This window comes from Dysgonomonas massiliensis (genome assembly GCF_900240225.1).
Lineage (GTDB): Bacteria > Bacteroidota > Bacteroidia > Bacteroidales > Dysgonomonadaceae > Dysgonomonas > Dysgonomonas massiliensis.
Genome location: NZ_OEPV01000004.1, coordinates 151,615 through 177,339, shown reverse-complemented (window position 1 = coordinate 177,339; position 25,725 = coordinate 151,615). Strand labels below are relative to the sequence as shown.

23 protein-coding genes are annotated in these 25,725 nt (G+C 35.5%); all 23 read left to right on the top strand.

Annotated features, from left to right (window positions below; all coding sequences use genetic code 11):
* The first annotated feature begins 17 nt into the window (after window positions 1-17).
* A complete protein-coding gene (locus C1A06_RS05570; RefSeq protein ID WP_101689253.1) occupies window positions 18-323 on the top strand; it encodes a DUF8479 domain-containing protein in 306 nt (101 codons plus the stop codon).
* Window positions 324-344: 21 nt separating this feature from the next.
* Window positions 345-791 carry a NanQ anomerase/TabA/YiaL family protein gene (locus C1A06_RS05565; RefSeq protein ID WP_101689252.1) on the top strand — a complete coding sequence of 149 codons (447 nt, stop codon included), beginning with the start codon at window positions 345-347 and terminating at the stop codon, window positions 789-791.
* A 42-nt stretch (window positions 792-833) separates the two neighbouring features.
* Window positions 834-2,840, top strand: coding sequence for an alpha amylase C-terminal domain-containing protein (locus C1A06_RS05560; RefSeq protein WP_101689251.1), 2,007 nt, complete (start codon window positions 834-836; stop codon window positions 2,838-2,840).
* Between the two features lie 94 nt (window positions 2,841-2,934).
* Window positions 2,935-3,909, top strand: a complete 975-nt coding sequence (locus C1A06_RS05555) for a type I phosphomannose isomerase catalytic subunit (protein WP_101689250.1) — start codon at window positions 2,935-2,937, stop codon at window positions 3,907-3,909.
* Between the two features lie 106 nt (window positions 3,910-4,015).
* Window positions 4,016-4,975 carry a ferrochelatase gene (gene hemH, locus C1A06_RS05550; protein WP_101689249.1) on the top strand — a complete coding sequence of 320 codons (960 nt, stop codon included), beginning with the start codon at window positions 4,016-4,018 and terminating at the stop codon, window positions 4,973-4,975.
* A 176-nt stretch (window positions 4,976-5,151) separates the two neighbouring features.
* Window positions 5,152-5,916: a ParA family protein gene (locus C1A06_RS05545; RefSeq protein ID WP_101689248.1), complete on the top strand. Its 765-nt coding sequence runs from the start codon at window positions 5,152-5,154 to the stop codon at window positions 5,914-5,916.
* 36 nt (window positions 5,917-5,952) lie between these two features.
* Entirely contained in the window at window positions 5,953-6,861 is a 909-nt protein-coding gene (locus C1A06_RS05540; RefSeq protein ID WP_101689247.1) for a ParB/RepB/Spo0J family partition protein, read from the top strand.
* A 23-nt stretch (window positions 6,862-6,884) separates the two neighbouring features.
* A complete protein-coding gene (locus C1A06_RS05535) occupies window positions 6,885-7,580 on the top strand; it encodes a DUF5683 domain-containing protein (protein WP_101689246.1) in 696 nt (231 codons plus the stop codon).
* Window positions 7,581-7,643: 63 nt separating this feature from the next.
* Window positions 7,644-9,512 (top strand): LysM peptidoglycan-binding domain-containing protein, encoded by a 1,869-nt coding sequence (locus tag C1A06_RS05530; RefSeq protein WP_101689245.1) that lies wholly within the window; start codon window positions 7,644-7,646, stop codon window positions 9,510-9,512.
* 89 nt (window positions 9,513-9,601) lie between these two features.
* Window positions 9,602-11,860, top strand: a complete 2,259-nt coding sequence (locus C1A06_RS05525; RefSeq protein WP_101689244.1) for a RelA/SpoT family protein — start codon at window positions 9,602-9,604, stop codon at window positions 11,858-11,860.
* A 182-nt stretch (window positions 11,861-12,042) separates the two neighbouring features.
* A complete protein-coding gene (locus tag C1A06_RS05520) occupies window positions 12,043-13,896 on the top strand; it encodes a sulfatase-like hydrolase/transferase (protein WP_101689243.1) in 1,854 nt (617 codons plus the stop codon).
* A gap of 108 nt (window positions 13,897-14,004) precedes the next feature.
* On the top strand, window positions 14,005-14,472 hold the full coding sequence (gene rimP / locus C1A06_RS05515) for a ribosome assembly cofactor RimP (protein WP_101689242.1): 468 nt from the start codon (window positions 14,005-14,007) through the stop codon (window positions 14,470-14,472).
* Window positions 14,473-14,477: 5 nt separating this feature from the next.
* A complete protein-coding gene (gene nusA / locus C1A06_RS05510) occupies window positions 14,478-15,734 on the top strand; it encodes a transcription termination factor NusA (protein ID WP_101689241.1) in 1,257 nt (418 codons plus the stop codon).
* Window positions 15,735-15,845: 111 nt separating this feature from the next.
* Complete coding sequence (infB, locus tag C1A06_RS05505) at window positions 15,846-18,725, top strand: translation initiation factor IF-2 (RefSeq protein ID WP_101689240.1); 2,880 nt, start codon at window positions 15,846-15,848, stop codon at window positions 18,723-18,725.
* A gap of 183 nt (window positions 18,726-18,908) precedes the next feature.
* Complete coding sequence (locus C1A06_RS05500) at window positions 18,909-19,427, top strand: OmpH/Skp family outer membrane protein (RefSeq protein WP_101689239.1); 519 nt, start codon at window positions 18,909-18,911, stop codon at window positions 19,425-19,427.
* 76 nt (window positions 19,428-19,503) lie between these two features.
* Window positions 19,504-20,331 carry a glutamate racemase gene (gene murI / locus C1A06_RS05495; protein ID WP_101689238.1) on the top strand — a complete coding sequence of 276 codons (828 nt, stop codon included), beginning with the start codon at window positions 19,504-19,506 and terminating at the stop codon, window positions 20,329-20,331.
* A gap of 12 nt (window positions 20,332-20,343) precedes the next feature.
* Window positions 20,344-21,432, top strand: a complete 1,089-nt coding sequence (gene dinB, locus C1A06_RS05490) for a DNA polymerase IV (RefSeq protein ID WP_101689237.1) — start codon at window positions 20,344-20,346, stop codon at window positions 21,430-21,432.
* 59 nt (window positions 21,433-21,491) lie between these two features.
* The gene (locus C1A06_RS05485) at window positions 21,492-21,707 is read left to right on the top strand and encodes a hypothetical protein (RefSeq protein ID WP_101689236.1); all 216 of its coding nucleotides are present in this window, start codon (window positions 21,492-21,494) and stop codon (window positions 21,705-21,707) included.
* Window positions 21,704-22,147 (top strand): nucleoside deaminase, encoded by a 444-nt coding sequence (locus tag C1A06_RS05480; RefSeq protein ID WP_101689235.1) that lies wholly within the window; start codon window positions 21,704-21,706, stop codon window positions 22,145-22,147. The genes C1A06_RS05485 and C1A06_RS05480 overlap by 4 nt, the downstream gene beginning before the upstream one ends.
* A gap of 97 nt (window positions 22,148-22,244) precedes the next feature.
* Window positions 22,245-22,946 carry a NigD1/NigD2 family lipoprotein gene (locus C1A06_RS05475; protein ID WP_101689234.1) on the top strand — a complete coding sequence of 234 codons (702 nt, stop codon included), beginning with the start codon at window positions 22,245-22,247 and terminating at the stop codon, window positions 22,944-22,946.
* A gap of 218 nt (window positions 22,947-23,164) precedes the next feature.
* Window positions 23,165-23,626 carry a Fur family transcriptional regulator gene (locus C1A06_RS05470; RefSeq protein WP_101689233.1) on the top strand — a complete coding sequence of 154 codons (462 nt, stop codon included), beginning with the start codon at window positions 23,165-23,167 and terminating at the stop codon, window positions 23,624-23,626.
* A 26-nt stretch (window positions 23,627-23,652) separates the two neighbouring features.
* The gene (locus C1A06_RS05465) at window positions 23,653-24,918 is read left to right on the top strand and encodes an adenylosuccinate synthase (protein WP_101689232.1); all 1,266 of its coding nucleotides are present in this window, start codon (window positions 23,653-23,655) and stop codon (window positions 24,916-24,918) included.
* Between the two features lie 89 nt (window positions 24,919-25,007).
* Window positions 25,008-25,688, top strand: a complete 681-nt coding sequence (locus C1A06_RS05460; RefSeq protein WP_101689231.1) for a zinc metallopeptidase — start codon at window positions 25,008-25,010, stop codon at window positions 25,686-25,688.
* Window positions 25,689-25,725: the final 37 nt, after the last annotated feature.

Genomic DNA, 25,725 nt, shown 5'->3' with positions numbered 1-25,725 from the left:
GCAATAAAGTAGAAACAATGCTAGAAAAAGAGGTTGCTACCGAAAATGCACGTTGTCCCAGAAAATTGAATGACAATGTATATTTCGACAGTTGTAAACTTGTTTCTGACAGAGTTATACAATACCATTACCGCTTAACTTTTTCAGGGATAGATTCTTCTAATTTCATCAAATCATCAAAATCGTTGATGATTGAGAATTTGAAAAAGCAACCTACAGCGGCACTATATCAAAAAGAAAATGTTGGGTTCAAATATATTTACAGCAATATTAAAGGAGAATATATGTTTCAAATAAATATTGCACCCTCAGATTACGAATAATTTATATATAAAAATTACAATATGATAATTGATAGTCTTAAAAACACTGCTCCGTATGAGCAAATGAACCCTTTATTTAAAAAAGCATTTGAATATATCAAAACACTTGACTTTTCTAAACTGGAAGTTGGAAAAACAATACTCGATGGTGATAACCTATTTGTCAGTGTAAATGATTCAACTCTGAAATCGAAAGAAGCAGCAAAGCTTGAAGTTCACAATTCGTATATTGATATTCAATTACCAGTAAGCAAAGAAGAAACTTTTGGATGGTCAAGCCGAGCTAATCTAAAATCAGAAGCTGCTCCATTCAATAACGAGATAGATATTCAGTTTTTCAACGATACGCCAAATAGTTATATCACTATCAAACCCGGTGATTTTCTTATTTTCTTTCCTGAAGATGGACACGCTCCATGTGTTGGAGAAGGAAATATTTTAAAAATCATTGTTAAGGTAAAAATATAAAACAGATTCTCTAAATTACCATCATTAACACTTCGATAACTTATGCTTAAACTAATAAAAAACGACCCTTGGTTAAAGCCTTACGCAAAGGCTATAGAAGGAAGGTACAACTATGTTGGACACCGTGAAAAACAATTGACGGGCAATGGTGCACTATCTCTTTCAGAATTTGCATCTGGATACCAATACTTTGGTTTGCATAAGACTGCTAAAAGCTGGATTTTCCGCGAATGGGCACCCAATGCAACAGAAATATATCTGATTGGAGATTTCACAGACTGGAAGCTGTTGGAAGAGTTTAAGTTAAATCGCATATCGAATGGCCAATGGGAAATTGAAGTTCCCTTGAAAGCGATCAAGCATGGCGATTTATTTAAATTATGGATGTGTTGGGATGGTAACGAAGCTGAAAGAATCCCAGCTTGGGCAACGCGTGTAGTACAAGATGCTCAAACTTATCTATTTTCAGCGCAAGTTTGGGATCCAGAAAAACCATATAAGTTTAAAAAGAAAACATTCAAACCGACTATTGACCCTTTACTCATTTATGAATGCCATATTGGCATGGCTACTGAAGAGAGTCGCGTTGGTACTTACGAAGAATTCAGACTAAATGTCCTACCTCGAATAAAAGAAGATGGATACAATGCTATTCAAATAATGGCTATACAAGAACATCCATATTATGGATCGTTCGGATATCATGTATCAAGTTTCTTTGCAGCTTCATCACGCTTTGGCACACCAGATGAATTAAAGCACCTGATTGATGATGCGCATGCAATGGGAATGGCCGTTATTATGGACATAGTCCATTCACATGCAGTAAAAAATGAAGTAGAAGGTTTAGGCCGATTTGATGGCTCTTACGATCTATATTTTCATAGTGGAGAGCGTCGCGAACATAAGCAATGGGATTCATTATGTTTCGACTACGGAAAGGATGAAGTTCTTCATTTTCTTTTATCTAACTGCAAATTTTGGCTCGACGAATACAAATTTGATGGTTTCCGCTTCGACGGAGTAACATCAATGTTATATTACAGCCATGGCATTGGAGACACTTTTGCAAGCTATGAAGATTATTTCAATGGAAACGAAGATCCCGATGCTATCTGCTATCTGACATTAGCCAACAAATTAATTCACGAAGTAAATTCGAAAGCCATAACTATAGCCGAAGAAGTGAGCGGTATGCCAGGCTTGGCTTCTAAGTTCAAAGATGGAGGCTACGGATTTGACTATCGTATGGCAATGAATATTCCTGATTATTGGATTAAGATAATCAAAGAAAAGAAAGATGAAGAATGGCATCCGACTGCCATATTCTGGGAATTGACCAATAGGCGTGAAGATGAAAAGACAATTTCATATGCCGAAAGTCACGACCAGGCTCTAGTAGGAGACAAAACAATCATATTCCGCCTGATAGATGCTGATATGTATTGGCACATGTCAAAACTATTTGACAGTTCGTTTTCTACCGATCGAGGAATAGCACTTCATAAAATGATTCGTCTAGCTACTGTCAGTACTATAAATGGAGGATATTTAAACTTTATGGGTAATGAATTTGGTCATCCGGAATGGGTAGATTTTCCTCGCGAAGGCAATAACTGGTCATATCATTACGCTCGCAGACAATGGCACTTGGCTGATGATCAGAATTTGAAATATCACTGGCTAGGCGATTTTGACAAAGCGATGCTAAGCCTTATCAAAAGTGAGAAAAAGTTTGAAGCAACACCAGTAATACGCCTTTGGGATAAAGATGAAGATCAGGTTCTGGCATATATGCGTGGAGAATTGATATTTGTCTTCAATTTCAGTCCTAACAAATCCTATACTGACTATGGTATCATAACTCCTGAGGGAGAATATCAAGTCGTTCTGAATACTGACAGTATGGAATTTGGAGGAAATGGTCTGTCTGATGACAGTATTATTCACAGAACCCAATATGATGAACTTTATAAAAAAGATAAGAAAGGCTGGTTGAATCTTTATATACCTGCTAGATCTGCTTTTGTGTTAAGAAAATCAAAATAATTTAGATCTATTTTGTAATGAGACTAAAAAAGATTCTTTTTGCATATACATTGAGACATTCTTAAAGTTGAATTAAAACAATTGAAATATTAAAATGAAATTATATCCAATAAAATTTGAACCAATCCTAAAATCAATTATTTGGGGCGGTAACGAAATATGTAAGTTTAAAGGAATACAACCTGAGCAAAAAGGAATTGGCGAAAGCTGGGAAATATCGGGTGTAGAAGGCAATGTTTCTGTAGTTGCTAATGGTGAGTTAAAAGGTAAAACCTTAGATGAATTAATCACCTTATACCAAGGTAAATTAGTAGGTAATTCGGTATTTGAAAAATTCGGAACTACTTTTCCTCTACTAATCAAGTTCATTGATGCTCGCGACGATCTATCAATACAGGTTCATCCCGATGACAAACTAGCAAAAGAAAGACATAATTCGTTTGGAAAAACAGAAATGTGGTATGTCGTAAACGCAAGTGAAGGTGCAACATTATATTCAGGATTTGCCAAACAAATGACGCCCGAAACCTATATCAAGAGTATAGAGGAGAACAACTTCATGGACTATCTAAAAAAATATGAAGTCAAAAAAGGCGATGTATTCTTTCTACCAGCGGGTCGTGTTCATGCAATAGGCGCTGGTACATTTGTTGCCGAAATACAACAAACATCGAATATCACTTATCGCATCTATGATTACAATCGATTGGGTGTAGATGGGAAACCGCGTGAGCTGCATACCGAATTGGCAAAAGACGCTATAGACTATACGCTTCAGGACGACTACCGCACTGACTACACTCCAATTAAAAACGAATCTGTAGAATTAGAGTCATGCCAATATTTCACGACTAATCTATTGGAATTAGGTAGAAACACCGCTCGTTCATATAAAGATACAGACTCATTTGTTATATATATTTGTATGGGAGGGGCTTGTCAGATTGAAGATAATAAAGGAAACGTGATCCAAGTAAAACAAGGTGAGTCAATTTTGATTCCGGCTGATACAGAAGACGTATTAATTAAGCCTAATGATAATGTTTTATTATTAGAAACTTACGTTTAGGGATTCTTAATCCATCATAAAACTTATTTATTAAACAAAAACTACATCTTCGATGTTTGAGAGATGTAGTTTTTGTATTTTTACAAGTCTGAACAATTTTATCTATATGCAAGGAATATTATTAGTAAACGTAGGAAGCCCTCAAACAAAAAGTAGGAAAGATGTAAAAGCATTTGTACGAGCAATGCTATCCGATCCCATGGTTATGACTGTACCAGATTGGTTTCGTCCCATATTAGTTGACGGGGTTATCTTACCATTAAGGCAATTTAGCTCTACTAAAAAATATTCTTTAATTTGGGATGATGAACACGATGCCTCTCCCCTAGTCTACCATATGGAGCAACTAGCCTCAAAACTTGAAAATAAAATAGAGAAACCGGTAAAAATAGCCATGCGTTACGAAGAGCCAAACATAGAAATGGCACTTCAAGATTTTTGCAAATATGGTAATATACACGAAGTGGTAGTAGTTCCAATGTTTCCGCACTATGCTGAATCTTCTTGGCAGACTGCAGCAGATGAAGTTGGACGCATATTTATGGAGAAACCTTATCCTTATAGAATAACATTCACACGTCCTTACTATTCTCATGAAGGATATATAGAAGCACTATCCGATAAGATAAGGCCTTTCCTTGTCGAAGACCATGATCTGTTTTTGTTCAACTTTCACAGTCTACCACTTACTCATATAGAAAAGGGGTGGAAAAAAGGTCGTGAGTTTGACTATGTGTATCAGGCCAAAGAAACAGTATTGCTTGTAAGTAAGAAACTTAATATTCCCTTAAATAAAGGGCAAATAGTATTTTCGTCGGCGATGGGAAAAAAATGGATACAACCGAGCCTTGACGAAGTAGTGAAAGAGGCTGCTTTGAATGGAAAAAAACGAATAATAATAACTTCTCCTGGATTCTCCTCAGATAATCTAGAAACAATATACGATATACATATTCATGCGCGTGAAATATTTATGAAGCATGGAGGTGAAAGTTTCATATTCATCCCTTGCCTCAATAGTGACGATTGCTGGGTAGAAGGACTTGCTAAAATCATTACAAACTAAGCAAACTATTACCATACATATCTCTGAAATATAGCTATTTCATCCTTTTTCGCTTATGAGATTATTAACATTTTAAATTATTTATCAACAATCAGTACATAGTTTCACAAAAAATAAGACAATATCCTATTTTTTATTCCTTAATTTGCCAATCGAAAAAACAGAGTTATTAATATATGGGAAAAATTATTGCACTAGCAAATCAAAAAGGTGGTGTAGGTAAAACAACCACAACTATAAATTTAGCGGCTTCACTAGCTACTCTCGAAAAAAAAGTATTAGTGATAGATGCCGACCCCCAAGCTAATGCTTCTTCCGGGCTTGGCATTGATATACGCAATGTGAAAAGTACAATATACGAATGTCTGATCGGATCATCTGACCCTAAAGCAGCAATTATTCCTACTGAATTTGATCATCTGAGTGTTCTCCCATCGCATATTAATCTTGTCGGAGCAGAATTGGAAATGCTCAATATGGAAAGTCGTGAAAAAAGAATGTCAAGTGTGTTACACTCATTACGTGACAGCTACGATTTCATCCTTATTGACTGCTCACCCTCATTAGGACTTATTACAGTAAATGCTTTGACTGCTGCAGATTCGATTATCATACCCGTACAATGCGAATATTTTGCATTAGAAGGAATCAGCAAGTTATTAAATACAATAAAGATTATAAAATCTAAACTGAACCCTAATCTGGAAATAGAAGGATTTCTGCTTACAATGTATGATTCACGTTTGCGCTTGGCAAATCAAATATACGAAGAAGTGAAAAATCACTTTCAAGATTTAGTGTTTGAAACTGTAATACAGCGTAATGTAAAACTTAGTGAATCGCAAAGTTTTGCCCAACCTGTCATAGTTTATGATGCTGCTTCGCGTGGAGCGATAAACCATATGCAATTAGCAAAAGAACTTATCGAGAAAAATTCTTAACTTTGTTGTCTCAATCTAAATAACACGTAATACGAAATGGCTAAAAAACCTGTACTAGGAAGAGGACTTGACGCATTGATACACGTTGAAGAGGTAAAAACCGAGGGTTCATCATCTATCAATGAAATAGAACTAGATAAAATTTCGGCTAACCCAGACCAACCTCGTCATGTTTTCGACGAAGAAGCTTTGACTGAACTTGCTACTTCTATTCGTCAAATCGGAGTAATACAGCCTATTACATTGCGTAAGATTACAGAGGATTCTTATCAGATCATCGCTGGAGAAAGACGTTTTCGTGCATCTCAGCTTGCTGGGTTATCTAGCATTCCTGCATACGTAAGGACTGCTGAAGATGAAACCGTGATGGAAATGGCTTTGATTGAGAATATCCAACGGGAGGATCTAAACTCAATTGAGATTGCATTAGCATATCAAAATTTAATTGAAACATATCATATTACCCAGGAGAAACTAAGTGAAAGAGTTGGTAAAAAACGTACGACTATTGCAAACTATCTACGTTTGTTAAAATTACCAGCTGAGATACAGATGGGTATCAGAGATAAGAAAATAGACATGGCTCACGCTCGCACATTAGTCACTTTAGAAGATGCTGCGGCACAATTAGAGCTATATGAACTAATTCTTGAAGAAGGATTGTCGGTACGGAAAGTTGAAGAATATGTACGTGCTATCAATAAGGGAGAAAAGTTAGAAAACCTTATTTCTGAGGAAAAAGCTGTTGAAAATGTAAAGAAAGCAGGAGTTAGAAAAGCAACGCCTGAAGAATTCAATTTATTGAAAAATCATTTATCAAAATACTTCGGAACAAAAGTTCAACTTAGCTGCAACGATACAGGTAAAGGAAAAATTTCGATACCGTTTAAATCTGAAGAAGAACTGGAACGCATTATTTCAATATTTGATCAATTAAAAAAATAGGTTATTGTCTGTAATATCAAAACATGAAAAAGAATTTATTAATTTGCTTGTTGTTACTGTTTGGAAGTCTACACATAGGCCTGCAAGCTAAAGATTTTGATATTACTATAGAAAATTCTACTGACAAAGAATATATAATATTAATAGATTCGATAAGCAGAGATAGCCTACCTAAACTGGAAATAAAAGAAGAAATTAATCCATACAACCTCATAAAACCTGAGTTCAAACCTAATCCGACAAAAGCAGTTATATATTCAGCTATCTTTCCGGGATTAGGCCAAGCATACAATCGCAAATACTGGAAACTTCCAATTGTTTATGGAGGTTTTTTGGGCGTAGTATATGCTTTCACATGGAATGGACGATATTATAGCGATTACGCAGATGCATTTAGTGATTTAGCATTGGGTAAAGGAGATAGTTGGAAAGACTTTCTTCCTAATGCAAGTAACGACATTCAATTTAACCCTCAAGAAAGACAGCGTTATCAAGATTTATTGAAACGTAAAAGAGATTTTTATCGCCGATACCGCGATCTTTCTATCATTGTAGGGGCTGGCCTTTATGTACTATGCATGATTGATGCGTATGTAGATGCTCAACTTTTCGACTTCGATATGTCGGAAGATCTGTCGATGACCGTAGCTCCTATGGTATGGACACCAAATTCTATTTCGGGCACAACAGTTGGTGTCCAGTTTAGAATAGTTTTTTAGTATACAACTAGTAAACTTTACAATTCTTCGCCTCATAACGAATGAATTAAAATACTTATTAATATGTTTAAACGAATTATATTAATATCAGCGTCTCTATTAATCGGATTTTGTGCATACCCACAACTTTCGCAGATAGAATCTGATATAAAAAATACTACTCAATTTCCGGCAAGCATCGAGAAAAATTATGATGATTTGCTGTTAAAAATGACCCAGAAAAAAATATATGGGAACTCAAACTGTGTCAGTTCGGGCGATCAGCTATTGAATACACACGATTCTATATTCATTAATAGACTCTACTCGCTACCTTCAAAGATGGAACTTTCTTACAACCCCTTGGTAAGAAAATATATCGAAATGTATCTCAAAAAGCCACTGCTAGTAAGTTCATTACTCAGCAAAGGCCAATATTATTTTTCATTGTTCGAGCAAGAATTAGACAAAGAAAATCTTCCTATTGAGCTAAAATACCTACCTGTCATAGAATCAGCGCTCAATCCGAAAGCAAGGTCTCGTGTAGGTGCAACAGGTCTTTGGCAATTTATGCTTCCCACCGGACGCATGTATAATCTTGAAGTAAACAGCTTAGTAGACGAACGTAGTGACCCTGAAAAATCAACTGTAGCTGCAGTTCGCTATCTAAAAGCATTATATGATATTTATAATGATTGGAATTTAGTTATTGCGGCCTATAATTGTGGCCCAGGAAATGTAAATAAGGCTATACGTCGTAGTGGTGGTATGACTGATTATTGGACTATCTATCCGTTTCTTCCTCGCGAGACAAGAGGTTATGTTCCGATATTCATTGCAGCAACTTATGTTATGAGCTATTATGACAAACATGGCATCTGTCCGGGAGAACCAGAGATGCCAATACTAATGGATACATTAGTAGTAAATAAAAATCTTCATTTTCAACAAGTTTCAGATATTCTAAATATTCCAATTGAAGATATACGCCAATATAACCCTCAGTTTAAAACCGATATAGTCCCAGGATTAAACAAACCATACACATTGAATCTGCCTCTAACTAAAGCTACAGCATTTATAGATAAACAAGACACAATCTTTAATCACAGAGCAAACGAGTTACTAACTCATAGAAGAACAGCTGGTGTTGATGTTGTACAGGGTGGATCGAGCGGAGGTACTAGCCGTATTCATAAAGTAAAAAGAGGCGACACATTAGGCAGTCTCGCCAGACGATATGGAGTAACAGTCAATCAGATAAAACAATGGAATGGTCTGAGATCTAACAACATCAGTGTTGGTAGATCACTAAGGGTATCAAATCCATCTCTGGCAGTAAAAAAAGTAGAAAAAGAAAAAGAACCAATAATCACAAAAGAAGAACCTACAGTTGTACAAACTAGTAATGGATTAGTTCAAATTGTAAAAAGTCAAAAAACTGAGACTAAAAATACATATTACAAGATAAAAAAAGGTGATACATTGGCTAAAATAGCTAAAAAGAATAATGTATCTACCTCCGATATAAAGAACTGGAATAACATATCGGGTAATAATCTTATTGCTGGACGTAATTTGGTTATAAAAAAAGTGCACTATGTAGAAATAGTAGACACGCTACGTGTTGTTGAGCCTGAAATATCTGTATTAGAAATTGACAGAGAGTACCTATCATCTATAGTAGATGAATACATTGACAAAAACGAGATAAATAGCATATCTTATTTTCCACGAATAACTCTGGATGGATCAGAACAAAGTGAAAATGAAATTCGGATTCAGGAAATTAATGATAGGACTGTATATCATAAGGTTAGAATAGGAGAAACATTAACAAAAATAGCTGCTAAGTACCATGTTACTCAAGAAAGTATCATTGCATGGAATAAATTAAAATCACCTATTGCAAAAGCAGGTCAAAGGCTGGTTATTTATTTACCCAAAAAGTAAAAGAGCTTAAATATATAACTTGATACAAGTATAATTTTTATTATAGTTTTTTTTATTATTTTTGCTTACTCAGCTTTGCCATCAAGACTATGAGTGATAAGAACATTAAAAGTGAAGAAGATATAATGATCGATAATGAGTTTAACGCTCTTATCAATGATTACCTAAATAGTAACCATCGTCGCAAGGTGGAAATAATTACGCGTGCGTTCCAATTAGCTAAAGAGGCTCACAAAGGTGCTCGTCGACGCTCAGGAGAGCCCTACATTATGCATCCGCTTGCAGTAGCACGTATCGTTTGCGGCGAAATAGGTCTCGGATCTACTTCAATATGTGCAGCCCTACTGCATGATGTGATTGAAGACACCGAATATACAGAAGAAGATATTCGCGCACTTTTTGGAGACAAGATTACACGAATAGTAGTTGGTCTGACAAAAATATCGCAAGGTATGTTTGGAGACCAAGATAACGTATCGGCACAAGCAGAGAACTTTCGTAAACTGCTGCTTACAATGTCTGATGATATACGTGTCATACTTGTGAAAATTGCAGACAGATTGCATAATATGCGAACTCTAGGTTCTATGACTCCTGCCAAGCAATATAAAATTGCAGGCGAAACAATGTATATCTATGCTCCCCTAGCTCACCGATTAGGCTTATTCGCGATAAAAACTGAATTAGAGGAATTAAGTTTTAAATGGGAAAATCCAGAAACATACAAGGAGATAACAGAAAAACTTGCAACAACAAGCCAAGAACGTCAGAATATATACTCTCACTTTGCGAAACCTGTCATAGAGAAATTAGATACCTTAGGGTTCAAATACGAAATCAAAGCCCGAGAAAAATCGGTTTATTCGGTTTGGAATAAGATGCAAAAGAAAAATATTCCATTCGAAGAAATATATGATATATTTGCCGTTCGTATAATTTTTGAAAGCGAACCTGGTATAGACGAAAAAAAACGATGTTGGGATATCTATTCTGTCATTACAGACATCTATAAATTAAGACCAGATAGAATTCGAGATTGGGTAAGCCGCCCAAAAGCCAATGGATATCAAGCATTACATCTTACTGTAATGGGGCCTGATGGGCAATGGATAGAAATTCAGATCAGGAGCCAACGAATGGACGATATTGCTGAAAAGGGCTTTGCTGCACATTGGAAATATAAGGAAGGTAAGATAGAAGAAGATAACGAACTGGACAAGTGGATAAAAACAATTAAAGAGATACTTGAAAGTCCGAGTCCAAATGCGCTAGACTTCCTTGACACAATAAAATTAAATTTATATTCTCAAGAAATATTTGTTTTTACACCAAAAGGAGAAATTCGCACTCTTGCACAAGGGGCTACCGCTCTAGATTTTGCATATGATCTACACTCAGATATTGGTGATAGTTGTATAGGAGCAAAAGTCAATCATCGATTGGTTCCTATAAATTACAAACTAAAAAGCGGAGATCAAGTAGAAATACTTACATCTAAAACACAAACACCTAGTGAAGAATGGTTAAGCATTGCTTCGACAGCCAAAGCTAAAACAAAAATTGAATATGCTCTTCGTAGAAAACGCAGAGAAAAGATAAAATTAGGAGAAGAAATGCTGAACGAGAGTATGAAAGGCTCTCAAATTGAACTAACTCCCGAGCGAATGAATCAGATTGTAGACTACTACAAGATGAAAGATAAAGAAGAACTTTATTTTGCAATTGGAAATCATAATATAGATCTTCCTCACCGAATAGAGAAGCTTCTAGCTATGCGCAAACAGAATTCTTCAGGGCTTATGAAGTATATGAAACAAGCCTTTCAAGTAATGAAAAAGCCTGATAACAGCGCATCTTCCGACACTTTGGACGTTACTAAAAAAATCGACAAGAAAAAGACATATACCCTACAAGACGATGCATTTAAGAAAAACTTTAGAATTGCAACTTGCTGTAATCCAATACCTGGAGATAAAGTATTTGGGTATATTAATAATGATAATATAATCGATGTCCATGGCATTAATTGTCCTATAGGGCTTAAATTAAAAGCAAGCTATGGTGATAAGATTGTTAACCTTCAGTGGGGAGAAGCAACCAATGCCCCGTTTTCGTCTACAATAACAGTAACGGGTATCGATCGGATTGGCATTTTCTCTGAAATATCAAATATAATATTTTCAGCATCACTGAATATAAAAACAATATACTTCAATAGTAACGATGGAATATTCGAAGGTAAAATCGTTCTTGATGTTCACAATATAGAGGACTTGAAGTTAATAGGAAACAAAATATCAAAAGTAGAAGGAGTTCAAACAGTTAGCCGCGATCAGAATATCTATTGATTAATACGCCTATATTGCTATCGTAAAAGTTCTCCTTTGTGCTACAACGTATATAAGTGTCTATTTTATATTTATAAAATAGATACTTTCTTTTATATCATTTCTTTATCTATATTTTATATTATATCTTTGCTCGCGATTTTAAAAAAGACCTAATTATTACACCTACACATTACAATATTATGAAGAGTAGTCCAAAGAGTATGAGAGAAAAGCTCAAATATGGCTTTACTTTGTTTATACTAACCACTATAATAACATCTATTGTTCTTTTTATAAACTTAATACGCAGCGATATAAACAATTATATGGATGTCGATGCATGGATATACTTTATCCTTGCCATAGTGGGTCAATCAGCTATGCTAGCATTTGCAATTTACTTGATTTATATCCTAAATGTAACAATACTAAAACTAAATAAGTCTGCACGAGCTATATTTATTGCTATGGCCATATTACTACAGATATTCATAATCTTAGATGGCTTAGTATTCAGTATATATCGTTTTCATATCAATGGTTTTGTACTCGAATTGATATTGGGGGCTGGTAGTGAAGTTTTTGTTTTTGATTTTTGGCTATATTTCAGATTCATTTTTCTCGTATTTATTACGGCTGTGGTTCCATATTTGGTAGCTAATAAAATTGCATCAAAATTTTATACAAGAATAAGAAAGAAAGGTGTGCTTACAGCAACTGTATTCCTATTAGTATGTCTTGTAAATGGACATGTCACGCATGCTATAGCAGCGGCTGTCAATAAAGCTTCTATTCAGAAATCAGCAACAGTCATACCTTTATTTTTTCCATTGACGATGAATAGATTATTGACTAAAATCGGAATCAAAACACAGGATGATGATCTAGATGATATTAACAAAAAGAATAACACCGACGTACTTTATCCCCTAACTGATTTAAAATTGGAAGATTCGATACCCGAATACAACATTGTTTATTTGCTTATCGACTCATGGAATCCATCGACATTCGATAGTATAGTTACTCCTAATATATACAATTTTTCGAAGAAAGGTCATTACTTCAATAACCACTATAGCTCAAGTTATGGAACTAGAGGTGGTTTGTTTGGTTTATTCTATGGTGCATCATTGACGTATGAAAAAGAGTTTGGCATCAGTAATACAACCCCGATATTAGTGGATCAGTTAATAGAACGACAATACAATATCCAAGCTTTTCCGAGTGCAAATTTCACCATGCCACCATTTCATGAAATGTTTTTCAGGCACGTGAAAGATATCAATACGAAAACAGAAGGAGCAACTCCTTTTGACAGAGATGAAAGGATAACAGAAATGGCTATTGACTTCATAGCTGAACAAAAAAACGACAAACCTTTTTTCTCTTTCATTTTTTATGATTTAGCACATGCTATATCAATTCCTGAAAATTACAGAACAAAATTTACTCCATCATGGGAGCATCCTGACTACATGGCTCTCAATAATGACATCGATCGCACACCATTTTTCAATTTATACAAAAATTGCGTATACCATATCGACCATCTAATAGGACGAGTGTTGACAGAGCTTGAAAATAAAGATATGCTCGATAAAACAATCATAATAATAACTAGCGATCACGGTCAGGAATTTAATGAGAATAAGAAAAATTTCTGGGGACATGGGAGCAATTTTACTGAATGGCAACTAAAAGTACCTTTTATATTCTACTATCCATCAATAGAAGGAAACAAAACATATTCGCATATGACGACACATTATGATGTATCTGCATCTATTGTACACCAGTTCTTAGGCGTAGAAAATCCAATATCAGACTATAGTATGGGCTACGATATATACAGCACTAGTAGCAGATATCCTCATGTAGTAGGTAGCGTTGTCAATTTTGGATTCATCATGGATAATATTATTACTAACACCAATCATATTGGATCTTTGGAAATAACCGATCCAAAATTAAATACACTTCCAAGAAGTGCTTTGGATACAAAAGTCATCAGAGAAGCTCTTCAAAAGAAGAATTATTTCTATAAAAAATAATCCTATATAAAATAAATTTGGAAAAAGAACAAAAATATACTATATTTGCAAACGAATAAAGGGAAAGAGGAGGCATTGGCTTCCTCTTTTTCATTCCAAAAACAAATAATGATAGAAAAAGACTTTATACAACAGATTGTTGAAGAAAATATAGACAATGATTCTATGTTTCTGGTTGACGTACAAATTCGACCTTCAAACATAATTGTAGTGGAGATTGATAGTGAAGAAGGCATATCAATTGATGATTGTATTGCTCTGAGCAAAAAAATCGAATCTCAGCTAAACAGAGATGAAGAAGATTTCGAACTTGAAGTAGGTTCATCTGGTATCACTACACCATTCAAAGTATTAAGACAATACCAAAAAAATATTGGTAATGAAGTTGAAGTCCTTACAAAGAAAGGTATCAAACTTAAAGGAATACTTAAGGCGTGCGACGACAATCAGTTTGTAATAACTATCACTAAAATGGAAAAACCTGAAGGTGCAAAGCGTAAAATAGAAGTTGAAGAAGATTTGACTTTCGGGTATAATGACGTAAAATATACTAAATACATAATAAGTTTTAAATAAAAACTATGGCAAAGAAAGAAGTTATCAGTTTGATTGATACATTTTCAGAATTTAAAGAGCTGAAAAATATAGATAGGATGACTATGATTAGCGTCCTCGAAGAATCTTTCCGTAACGTTATTGCTAAAATGTTCGGGTCTAATGATAATTATGATGTTATCATCAACCCTGATAAAGGCGACCTTGAAATTTGGCGCAACAGAATTATAGTAAACGACGAGGAACTTGAAGATCCAAACACTCAAATTTCGCTGAGTGATGCAAAAAAGATCGACGACTCATTCGAAGTAGGTGAAGATGTTACAGATGAAGTATTTTTCGAAGACTTTGGTCGTCGTGCGATCTTAACATTACGCCAAACTTTGACTTCTAAAATTCTTGAACTTCAGAAAGAAGGCCTTTATGTTCGTTATAATGACAAAGTTGGAGAAATTGTTTCTGGTGAAGTTTATCAAATATGGAAAAAAGAAATCCTTCTTCTTGATGATGAAAAAGAAGAACTTCTACTTCCTAAAACCGAGCAAATCCCTTCAGACTTTTTCCGTAAAGGTGAACATGTTCGTGCCGTAGTTGAACGAGTAGAAAATAAAAATAACAATCCTAAAATTATCTTATCAAGAACTTCACCAGTATTCCTTGAAAGATTGCTTGAACTAGAAGTTCCTGAGATAAATGATGGTTTGATAACAATTAAGAAAATCGCACGTATTCCTGGAGAAAGAGCTAAAGTAGCGGTTGAATCATACGATGATCGTATTGATCCAGTTGGTGCTTGTGTTGGGATGAAAGGATCACGTATACATGGTATTGTCAGAGAACTACGTAACGAGAATATTGATATCATCAACTATACTCCGAATACTAACCTGTACATCCAACGTGCACTTAGTCCGGCGAAGATCACTTCTGTTAAGATTAACGAAGAAGAAAAACGTGCTGAAGTTTTACTTCGTCCAGAAGAAGTATCATTGGCTATCGGTAAAGGCGGCTTAAACATCAAATTGGCAAGTATGCTTACCGGATATACAATTGACGTATATCGTGATGTAGAAGACTTCGACGAAGAAGATATCTATCTTGATGAATTCCGTGATGAAATTGACGAATGGGTTATCGAACAATTGAAACGAATTGGTTGCATGACAGCTAAAAATGTTTTAGCACTCAGCCGTGAGCAACTTATTAACGATGCAGATTTGGAAGAAGATACAGCAGATGAAATTTTAGCTATATTGAAAGCCGAATTTGAAGATGAAAATTAAGATAAAGGGAAAGCCTATGATTTGGTAATTCTGTGATTTCTTAATACTTTTGCCTTGCTTGCAGAGGTTTTTCAGTATAATGTTCGATTTTTTTAGAATTAAAAGAAATATATGTCTATAAGATTAATCAAAATATCAAAAGATTTGAATGTAGGAATCAACACATTAGTTGAATTTCTACACAGTAAAGGTGTTGAAGTGGAATCGAATCCTAATACAAAAATCGATCAAAAGAACTACGAAATGCTTGTAAAAGAATTTGGTAAAGACCAAGATGTTCAAGCATTGATAAACCGCAAAAAAGAAGCCGAGGCTGCAAAAGCTGCTGAAGTAGCACGTAAAGAAGCTGAAGCTGAAGCAAAAAAGATTGAAGTTGAAGAAAAAGAAATAAAAACAGAAGTACCTGAAGAAATAAAACCTCGCCTTCAAGTAATAGACAAAATAGATTTAGATGCTCTGAATAAACCTAAGAAGGTTGTGCAGCCAGCAGCTGAAGAAGAGAAAGTCGAAGTTGTACAAGAAGTTCAAAAACCTATTGAAAAAGAGGTAGTAAAAGAGGAAAAAGTTGAAGAAAAAGCACCTATTATAGAAGCAACACCTAAAGTAGTTGCTCCTGAAGTGGTCCAAGAAAAAGTTGAAGCTCCTCAAATGACGAATAAAATAGAAAATAAGACAGAAACTATCGAAGAAGGCGAAGACGTATTTAGGTTGAACAAACCGAAGTTAGCTTCAAACATTGTCGTAAAAGGTACAATCGACTTAAGCTCGATAAATGATAAAACTCGACCTGCCAAAAAGACAAAAGCCGAAAAGAAAAAAGAACGTCTTGATAAGGAAAATCAAGATGCTAAAAAGCAGAAAGATAACAACGTACGTCTTCTGAAAAAAGAATCGGTTGATGAAAACCGAAAAACTCAGAGTAACGACTCAGACGATGCTGCTAAGAAGAAACGCAATCGCATCAAAAGAGGAAAAGTTGATATAGAAAAAGGCGGGAATGTTCCACCAAACTCTGTAACTAAACGTCCTGCTGGTGCTCATAATGACAACAGAGACAGACATCGCAAACCAATAGTAAAGGCTGGTGTTAGTGACGAAGAAGTTCAAAAACAAATAAAAGAAACTTTAGCTCGTTTGACGACTAAAGGTGCAAAAAATAAAGGTGCTAAATATCGTAAAGAAAAACGCGAGTTAGTATCTCAACGTCAGCAAGAAGAACTGGCACAACAAGCAGTTGAAGACAGAACACTTAAAATAACTGAGTTCGTTACGGCAAACGACCTTGCCAATATGATGGATGTACCTGTTACTAAAGTCATAGCAACATGTATGAGTATCGGACTAATGGTTTCTATCAATCAACGTCTTGATGCTGAAACAATAAATATCGTAGCCGAAGAATTCGGATTTAAAACAGAATATGTAAGTGCCGAAGTTATTGAGGCAATTAATGAAGAGGAGGATAATGAAGAAGATCTAGAGCCACGTGCACCAATCGTTACTGTAATGGGACACGTTGACCATGGTAAAACTTCATTACTTGATACCATCCGCCAAACAAATGTTATTGCAGGTGAAGCTGGAGGTATCACTCAACACATTGGAGCTTACAATGTTAAGCTGAAATCAGGACGCAGAATTACATTCCTGGATACTCCAGGTCACGAAGCCTTTACGGCGATGCGTGCTCGTGGAGCGAAAGTAACAGATATTGCTATCATTATAGTTGCTGCGGACGATAGTGTCATGCCTCAAACAATTGAAGCAATAAACCATGCTTCTGCAGCAGGTGTTCCTATTGTTTTTGCTATCAATAAGATTGATAAACCGGCAGCTAATCCGGATAAGATTAAAGAATCGCTAGCTGCGATGAATTATCTTGTTGAAGAATGGGGTGGTAAATATCAGTCTCAAGATATCTCTGCTAAAAAAGGTATTGGTGTAGATGAATTACTTGAAAAAGTATTACTAGAAGCAGATCTTCTTGAATTGAAAGCTAATCCAAATCGTCGTGCCAGTGGTTCTGTGATTGAATCATCACTAGACAAAGGTCGCGGATATGTATCAACAGTATTGGTTGAGTCCGGAACTTTAAGAAAAGGTGATATTGTAATTGCAGGAACTCATTTTGGTCGTATCAAAGCGATGTTTAACGAGCGTAACCAACCTATAGAAGAAGCTGCACCATCAGCACCAGCATTAATTCTAGGATTAAATGGTGCTCCGCAAGCAGGTGATATTTTTAACGCGCTAGAGACAGAGCAAGAAGCAAGAGAAATCACCAATAAACGTGAGCAATTGCAACGTGAACAAGGACTACGTACTCAAAAACTGCTTACACTTGATGACATAGGTCGTCGTATTGCGATCGGCAACTTCCAACAATTGAATGTAATTGTCAAAGGAGATGTGGACGGATCTGTAGAAGCACTTTCTGACTCGTTAATCAACCTTTCAACTCCAGAAATCCAAGTTAATGTAATCCATAAAGCCGTTGGACAAATCTCTGAATCGGATATCACATTAGCAGCAGCATCAGATGCAATTATTATAGGATTCCAAGTGCGTCCTTCTCAAGCGGCACGCCGTGCGGCTGAGCAAGAAGGAGTAGATATCCGCCAATACTCTATCATATATGATGCGATAGATGAAGTGAAGGCTGCGATGGAAGGTATGTTGTCTCCAGAAATTAAGGAAGAATTTGTTGGAACAGCTGAAATTCGTGAGATATTCAAAATTACGAAAGTTGGAACAATTGCTGGATGTATCGTCAAAGAAGGTAAAATCAAACGTAACAATAAAGTTCGAATCATTCGCGACGGAATCGTTGTATATACAGGAACATTAGGATCTCTGAAACGTTTCAAAGACGATGTTAAAGAAGTTTCTTCGGGTTACGAATGTGGTTTGAACATCGATAAATACAACGATATTAAAGTCGGTGACCTTGTTGAAGCGTTCGAAGAAATAGAAGTGAAGAAAAAACTTTAAAAGTTAAAAATTTATTCGTATATTTGTCACAGAAAGAAATACCAATTGATAGTTGTAACCAAGTCTTATATCCTTGATAGTCGGTGGTATCTAACCACTACCACCGCAAAACGCAACTATTAATTGAATTTTCTTTTGGACAAAGAATCCCAACACTCAAATAGTAAAATAAAAAACAGCGTTATGAAGAAGTTTTTTCTTGTTTTACTCGTAATAGTACCTTTATTCTTCTCAAATCATATATCGGCTCAAACTTCAAATCAAATTGCATTTGTCAATTCGAATGAAATATTTGCTGTTATGCCTGAGCGAATAAAAGCGAGTGAGTCTTTGAACGAATTGAATGATAAGTATAAAGCTGAGCTTGAAGTGATGCAGAATGATTACAATAAAAAGTATTCAGATTTCATCTCATACCAATCATCAATGGGGGAAAATATTCGTCTGAGACGTATGCAAGAATTATACGAGCTGGAACGCAACATCAATAACTTTATGAAAGTTGCAAAAGAAGATGTTGAGGCTCAGGAAGCTGAGATGTTAGTTCCACTGAGACAAAAATTAAAAGATGCTGTTTATCAAGTAGGTGTAGAACAAGGATATATCTGTGTATATGATATGGCAAACCCATCAATCATATTCGTTACTCCCGATGCAGTAGATATTACACCTCTTGTTAAGAGAAAGTTAGGGATAAAATAGGACTCGAATAACTAAAATAAAAACAAAATGCTTCTTATCTTTATGGGAAGCATTTTTCATATTAAATAGACTGTATATGTTAAAACCGGGACCAATCGGCGTATTTGATTCAGGATATGGTGGACTAACAATCTTATCCGAGATACAAAAACTATTACCTCAATACGATTTCTGCTATTTGGGTGATAATTCTCGTGCCCCATATGGTCCTCGTTCATTTGAAATAGTTTACCAGTTTACCAAACAATCAGTTGAGACTTTATTCGATATGGGTTGCAATCTGGTTATTCTAGCATGTAACACTGCATCAGCTAAAGCACTTAGAAGTATACAGCAATTAGATTTGCCAACTATAAATCCAGACAAACGCGTTTTGGGAGTTATCAGACCAACAGCAGAAATTGTAGGTAATATTACAAAATCACGTCATGTCGGTATAGTTGGGACAGTAGGAACAATCCAGTCTGGATCATATCCTATAGAAATAAAAAAACTTCATCCAGATATTCAAGTGACTGGCGAAGCTTGTCCAATGTGGGTTCCTCTTGTTGAGAACAAAAAATTTGATAGTCAAGGTGCCGATTTCTTTATTAATGAAAGCTTGGATAGCTTATTTGATAAGGATCCGCTGATTGATACACTTATTCTTGGCTGTACCCACTACCCTCTTCTGCTCGATAAAATACGCCAATATATTCCGAATCATGTAAAAATCATTTCGCAAGGAGAATATGTAGCCCAAAGCCTCAAAGATTACTTAGAACGTCATGTAGAGATGGATAGCGTATGTACAAAGAATGGGCAAACAAAATATTATACAACCGAGAATCCTGACAAATTTTCGGATACGGCAGCAGTTTTTCTAAATAAAGAAATTATCGTTGAACGTATTGAAATGGAATAAATTGACCCTGCTATGCGAAAGATTATTCACATAGATATGGATGCGTTTTTTGCTTCGATAGAACAACGCGATAATCCCGAATATAGAAGTAAACCCTTAGCAGTAGGTTATGCTGGTGAAAGAGGAGTAGTTGCTGCCGCCAGCTACGAAGCTCGTAAATATGGAGTACGATCTGCAATGTCTTCTAGAATGGCATTAAAACGATGTCCTCATTTAATATTCACACCTTCTAGATTTGATGCATACAAAGAAGTATCTCGTCAAATTATGGATATTTTCGGTGAATATACCGATCTCATAGAACCATTATCACTTGATGAAGCATTTCTAGATGTAACCGAGAATCACAAAAATATTCGTTCGGCAACGATTATTGCTAAAGAGATAAAACAAAAGATCAAAGATACAACTCAATTAACAGCCTCTGCAGGAGTCTCGTTCAATAAATTTCTGGCTAAAATAGCATCCGATTATAATAAACCGGATGGATTATTTGTAATACAACCCAAAGATGCAGAGAAATTTGTTGAATCGTTAGCTATAGAGCGTTTTTTCGGAGTAGGCAAAGTAACAGCAAAGTATATGCATCAAATTGGAATAAAGAACGGCTTAGACCTTAAACAAAGATCTGAAAACGAACTCATTGCTCACTTTGGGAAGATGGGACACCAATTCTATCAATATGCGCGAGGGCTAGACGATAGACCAGTTGAGCCCGATCGAATTAGAAAATCGTTGGGCGCAGAGAATACTTTTGAAAAAGATATAGATTCGTATGAAAATTTGACAATAGAGATGGAAGCTATTGCCCGTGAAGTAATAAGACGAATATCTAAAAGATCATTTTATGGTCGTACGGTTACTCTGAAAATAAAATATGCTGATTTCAAAACTATTTCTCGAAGCAAAACTTTGAGTGAACCAATAGACAATTATGAAATGCTGATTGATATAGGAAAGGAGTTATTGCAAATGGTAGATATTTCACCCAAAGTCAGACTTCTAGGACTTAGTATTAAGAACAATGATGACAATATCTGGAAAGATGCTGTACAATTGGAGATAGATTTTAAATTTGATGACGATAAATCGTCTATTTAGCAGCAAAAGCACAATATATTCCTTTAAAATATCGAATAAAGTCTCTACTTTTGCAAACAATGAAACAAAAGAAGCGAACCGACTGTGTCAGACGAGAAAAACATATTGCGATCTCTCTCAATGAGAAAGAATATGCAATGATCGATGCTTATATGAAAAAATATAAGATTGGTAATCGTACACGTTGGGTACGCGAAACTCTACTAAGTTTTGTTTTGAAAAATTTAGATCAGGACTACCCTACTCTTTTTGACGAAAACGAAATGCGAAGATGAATCTAGTTTTAGATGATGAATATTTTATGCGCCAAGCTCTGCTTGAAGCAAACAAAGCTTACGACAGAGGAGAAATACCGGTTGGAGCTGTTGTCGTTTGTCAAAATCGAATTATTGCACGTTCGCACAATCTTACCGAAGCTCTTACTGATGTAACTGCTCATGCTGAAATTCAGTCTGTTACTGCTGCAGCAAACATTCTCGGAGGAAAATATCTTACCGACTGTACTCTATATGTTACTTTAGAGCCATGTCCAATGTGTGCCGGAAGCTTAGCTTGGGCACAACTGCACAGACTAGTATATGGTGCCAGCGACATGAAAAGAGGTTACTCACTATTCTCCCCAAACCTACTCCATCCTAAAACGCAGGTAAAATCAGGAGTACTGAGTGATGAGTGTACACAGCTCATGAAAAACTTTTTTAAAGAAAAACGCTAATTTTTTATTTTTTGATGCAGCACTTTCCCTAAGTGTGCATCTATGTATATGAATACAGAATGGCCGGTATACGGCTCATTCGCAAAGACCGCAATAAATGAAACGATTTTATTTATTATTTGCTATAGCTATTGCTATACTTTCAACAAGTGTAATCTTCTCTTCATGTTCTGATGACGATGGATATTCATTGGGAGATATATGGTATTCAAAATATGCGACTGTAAATAATATTGGAGAGCCAATACGCTCTTTTACTATTGGCGATAGTACAATACTTTCAGTTGTAGCATCAAATATTCCTAATTATATACCAAAGGAACGAAGAGTTAGTATAACTTATACAATTCTTGGAGATATTGATAATGGACATATTATCAAGCTAAATGGCATAGCAGAAATTCCGACAAAAGATGTTTTAGATATCGAAGTAAATGATTTAGCTAATTTGACTAGAGATCCTATTGATTTTAAATCACTGACTATAAGTGATCAATATGTCAATCTGGATTTTGGATTCCAATATGGCAGTGACAGCAAATTACATCAGTTCGATTTATATCGGATAATACCAACATCCAACAGTTTTGCAGAGGCTGACCAAATTGAAAATGACACAATAGATCTTGAGTTTGTACATAATAAAAATGATGATTCTGAAAAATGGATCAGGGGTACAACAAGATGTTACAATTTAAGAAGTCTTAATCTGGCAAAGCATGAAAAAGTAACTCTAAAAATAAAACTTAATACACTAAAAGGCGAAAAAATCGTTTATGCTGATTATACACCTTTCTAGTTTGTATTTATACAATATACATCGATAAAACTTTATTGATATTCTTTTTTTGATTTCCTTAGGAAGGGCGAGTTCGTGAGAATTTGCTCTTTCGGCTTTTATATCGTAGACAATACAATTAATTGTGATTTTCGTTCTTTTCATAGATAATTCTCTAGACTATTACTCAAAAAATTGTATTTTTGTTTATCAAGCATTTATTTAGCTTTTTATTGAAAATGGACAACTCAAAACTGCAAGAGCAGGTAAAGAATGAATTCACGGAGTATCTAACTCAGCGTAAGCACCGAAAAACTCCTGAACGATTTGCAATACTAGAACATATATATAATATCAAAGGACACTTTGACATGGATTTGTTGTACAATATAATGAAAGGGACGATGTTCCGTGTCAGTAGGGCAACATTATACAATACAATGGAGCTATTGTTGGATTGTGGATTAGTCGTTAAGCATCAATTTGGAGCCAACGTCTCGAAATATGAAAAAGCATATGGTAACGAGAATCACGATCACTTTATATGCCTGGATTGTGGCGAAGTAAAAGAGTACAAATGCAACCAGCCTTTAGATGCTGCACGTGAAAAACGTTTTCAACGATTTAAAGTCAGCTACTACAGTCTCTATGTATATGGTGTATGTGCCAAATGCCAACGAAAAAACAAAAAGAAATCATAAAATAATAAACAACTCATCACACTGAAATGAAAATTGACATCTTGTTAGGATTACAATGGGGCGACGAAGGTAAAGGTAAAATCGTCGACGTTTTAACTCCAAACTATCAAATCGTAGCTCGCTTTCAAGGAGGTCCTAATGCCGGACATACACTTGAGTTTGAAGGAGAAAAATACGTTCTCCGTTCTATTCCATCAGGTATTTTCCAAGGTAATAATATCAATGTAATCGGCAATGGCGTAGTTCTTGATCCGGCTCTTTTCAAAGATGAAGTGGAAAAGTTGGAAGAGTCAGGCCATGATCTGAAGAAAAAGCTTTTGATATCTAAGAAAGCACATCTTATTTTACCGACACACCGTCTTTTAGATGCTTGCTATGAAGCGAATAAAGGAGAAGGTAAAATTGGAACAACTGGTAAGGGTATCGGCCCAACATATACTGACAAGATAAACAGAACGGGACTACGCGTTGGTGATCTTTTCCATAATTTCGACGAGAAATATGAGACTATCAAGGCTCAGCATATGCAAACACTTCTTCACTACCGCCACAATGCAAGCTCTCTTCCTGAAATGGAGAAAAAGTGGTTTGAAGGAATTGAAAAATTAAAAGAATTCTGTATCATTGATAGCGAACAATATCTAAATGATGCAGTAAAAGATAATAAAAAAATATTGGCTGAAGGTGCGCAAGGTACAATGCTAGATATTGACTTCGGATCGTATCCGTTTGTTACTTCGTCAAATACTATCTCAGCCGGTGCATGTACAGGTTTGGGCGTTGCCCCACAAAAAATCGGAGAAGTATATGGTATATTCAAAGCATACTGTACACGTGTTGGTAGTGGACCTTTCCCAACTGAACTTTTCGACGAAACAGGAGACTTACTCCGTGAAAAAGGCTTTGAATTTGGATCAGTAACTGGTCGTCCTCGCCGTTGTGGATGGATAGACTTAGTTGCATTACGATATGCTATCATGGTTGATGGAGTCACTCAACTAATTATGATGAAAAGCGATGTATTGGACTCTTTCGAAACCATCAAAGCTTGTGTTGCATATGAAGTAAATGGTGAAAGACTGGCAACAATGCCATACAACTTAGAAGATAATGTTGTGCCAGTATATAAAGAATTGAAAGGTTGGAAAACTGACATGACAAAAATGCGTAGCGAAGACGAGTTTCCTACAGAATTTAAAGAATATGTAGCTTTCCTTGAAAAAGAACTAGAAGTGCCTATCAAGATTGTTTCAATAGGACCAGATCGCGAACAAACAATTATTAGAAAATAGTTACTATTTTTAAATATATCCAAAGTGTCAGTCATATTGATTGGCACTTTTTTTGTTATATATTTGTCAAATAAACTAATCAATAATATATGGCTTTAGGATGGATTATATTTGGGTTGATAGCTTTAGTAAGCTTTATTGTTTCCCAAACACTACAAAGTAAATTTAAAAAATACTCACAGGTTCCGTTACGTAATGGAATGACAGGTCATGATGTTGCCCTAAAAATGTTACATGATAATGGAATATATGATGTTCAGGTTATCTCGACAGCAGGACAGCTAACCGACCATTATAATCCAATGAACAAAACTGTAAACCTGAGTGAAAGTGTTTATGGGACTAACAGCGTAGCTGCAGCTGCTGTTGCCGCTCACGAATGCGGACATGCAGTGCAACATGCTTATGGATATACTCCACTAAAGATGAGATCGTCGCTTGTACCTATAGTAAGCTTTGCTTCATCGTGGGTTCAATGGATTATACTTGCCGGATTATTATTTTTCAATACATTTCCTGGCCTATTATGGATTGGCATTGCCCTCTTTGCGATGACAACAATTTTCAGCTTCATTACATTACCGGTAGAAATAAATGCAAGTAGCCGCGCTTTGGCTTGGCTTGACAATGCTGGTATTACAGACAATACGAACAATGATAAAGCTAAAGATGCTTTGAAATGGGCTGCATATACATATGTCGTAGCAGCTGTAGGTTCATTAGCAACTCTGATATATTATATCATGATCGCAATGAGTCGACGAGATTAAAAAAACAAGTCTATAAAGTAAATATTCGTTAAAGAGC

What these genes read in the sequence shown, in the direction of transcription:
- C1A06_RS05555 (WP_101689250.1), top strand. Translation starts at nt 2,935, where the DNA reads ATGAAATTATATCCAATAAAATTTGAACCAATCCTAAAATCAATTATT.
- dinB (WP_101689237.1), top strand. Translation starts at nt 20,344, where the DNA reads ATGCGAAAGATTATTCACATAGATATGGATGCGTTTTTTGCTTCGATA.
- rimP (WP_101689242.1), top strand. Translation starts at nt 14,005, where the DNA reads ATGATAGAAAAAGACTTTATACAACAGATTGTTGAAGAAAATATAGAC.
- C1A06_RS05560 (WP_101689251.1), top strand. Translation starts at nt 834, where the DNA reads ATGCTTAAACTAATAAAAAACGACCCTTGGTTAAAGCCTTACGCAAAG.
- C1A06_RS05470 (WP_101689233.1), top strand. Translation starts at nt 23,165, where the DNA reads ATGGACAACTCAAAACTGCAAGAGCAGGTAAAGAATGAATTCACGGAG.
- C1A06_RS05465 (WP_101689232.1), top strand. Translation starts at nt 23,653, where the DNA reads ATGAAAATTGACATCTTGTTAGGATTACAATGGGGCGACGAAGGTAAA.
- C1A06_RS05520 (WP_101689243.1), top strand. Translation starts at nt 12,043, where the DNA reads ATGAAGAGTAGTCCAAAGAGTATGAGAGAAAAGCTCAAATATGGCTTT.
- C1A06_RS05530 (WP_101689245.1), top strand. Translation starts at nt 7,644, where the DNA reads ATGTTTAAACGAATTATATTAATATCAGCGTCTCTATTAATCGGATTT.
- hemH (WP_101689249.1), top strand. Translation starts at nt 4,016, where the DNA reads ATGCAAGGAATATTATTAGTAAACGTAGGAAGCCCTCAAACAAAAAGT.
- nusA (WP_101689241.1), top strand. Translation starts at nt 14,478, where the DNA reads ATGGCAAAGAAAGAAGTTATCAGTTTGATTGATACATTTTCAGAATTT.
- C1A06_RS05475 (WP_101689234.1), top strand. Translation starts at nt 22,245, where the DNA reads ATGAAACGATTTTATTTATTATTTGCTATAGCTATTGCTATACTTTCA.
- C1A06_RS05540 (WP_101689247.1), top strand. Translation starts at nt 5,953, where the DNA reads ATGGCTAAAAAACCTGTACTAGGAAGAGGACTTGACGCATTGATACAC.
- infB (WP_101689240.1), top strand. Translation starts at nt 15,846, where the DNA reads ATGTCTATAAGATTAATCAAAATATCAAAAGATTTGAATGTAGGAATC.
- C1A06_RS05480 (WP_101689235.1), top strand. Translation starts at nt 21,704, where the DNA reads ATGAATCTAGTTTTAGATGATGAATATTTTATGCGCCAAGCTCTGCTT.
- C1A06_RS05485 (WP_101689236.1), top strand. Translation starts at nt 21,492, where the DNA reads ATGAAACAAAAGAAGCGAACCGACTGTGTCAGACGAGAAAAACATATT.
- C1A06_RS05545 (WP_101689248.1), top strand. Translation starts at nt 5,152, where the DNA reads ATGGGAAAAATTATTGCACTAGCAAATCAAAAAGGTGGTGTAGGTAAA.
- C1A06_RS05570 (WP_101689253.1), top strand. Translation starts at nt 18, where the DNA reads ATGCTAGAAAAAGAGGTTGCTACCGAAAATGCACGTTGTCCCAGAAAA.
- C1A06_RS05525 (WP_101689244.1), top strand. Translation starts at nt 9,602, where the DNA reads ATGAGTGATAAGAACATTAAAAGTGAAGAAGATATAATGATCGATAAT.
- C1A06_RS05565 (WP_101689252.1), top strand. Translation starts at nt 345, where the DNA reads ATGATAATTGATAGTCTTAAAAACACTGCTCCGTATGAGCAAATGAAC.
- C1A06_RS05500 (WP_101689239.1), top strand. Translation starts at nt 18,909, where the DNA reads ATGAAGAAGTTTTTTCTTGTTTTACTCGTAATAGTACCTTTATTCTTC.
- C1A06_RS05460 (WP_101689231.1), top strand. Translation starts at nt 25,008, where the DNA reads ATGGCTTTAGGATGGATTATATTTGGGTTGATAGCTTTAGTAAGCTTT.
- C1A06_RS05535 (WP_101689246.1), top strand. Translation starts at nt 6,885, where the DNA reads ATGAAAAAGAATTTATTAATTTGCTTGTTGTTACTGTTTGGAAGTCTA.
- murI (WP_101689238.1), top strand. Translation starts at nt 19,504, where the DNA reads ATGTTAAAACCGGGACCAATCGGCGTATTTGATTCAGGATATGGTGGA.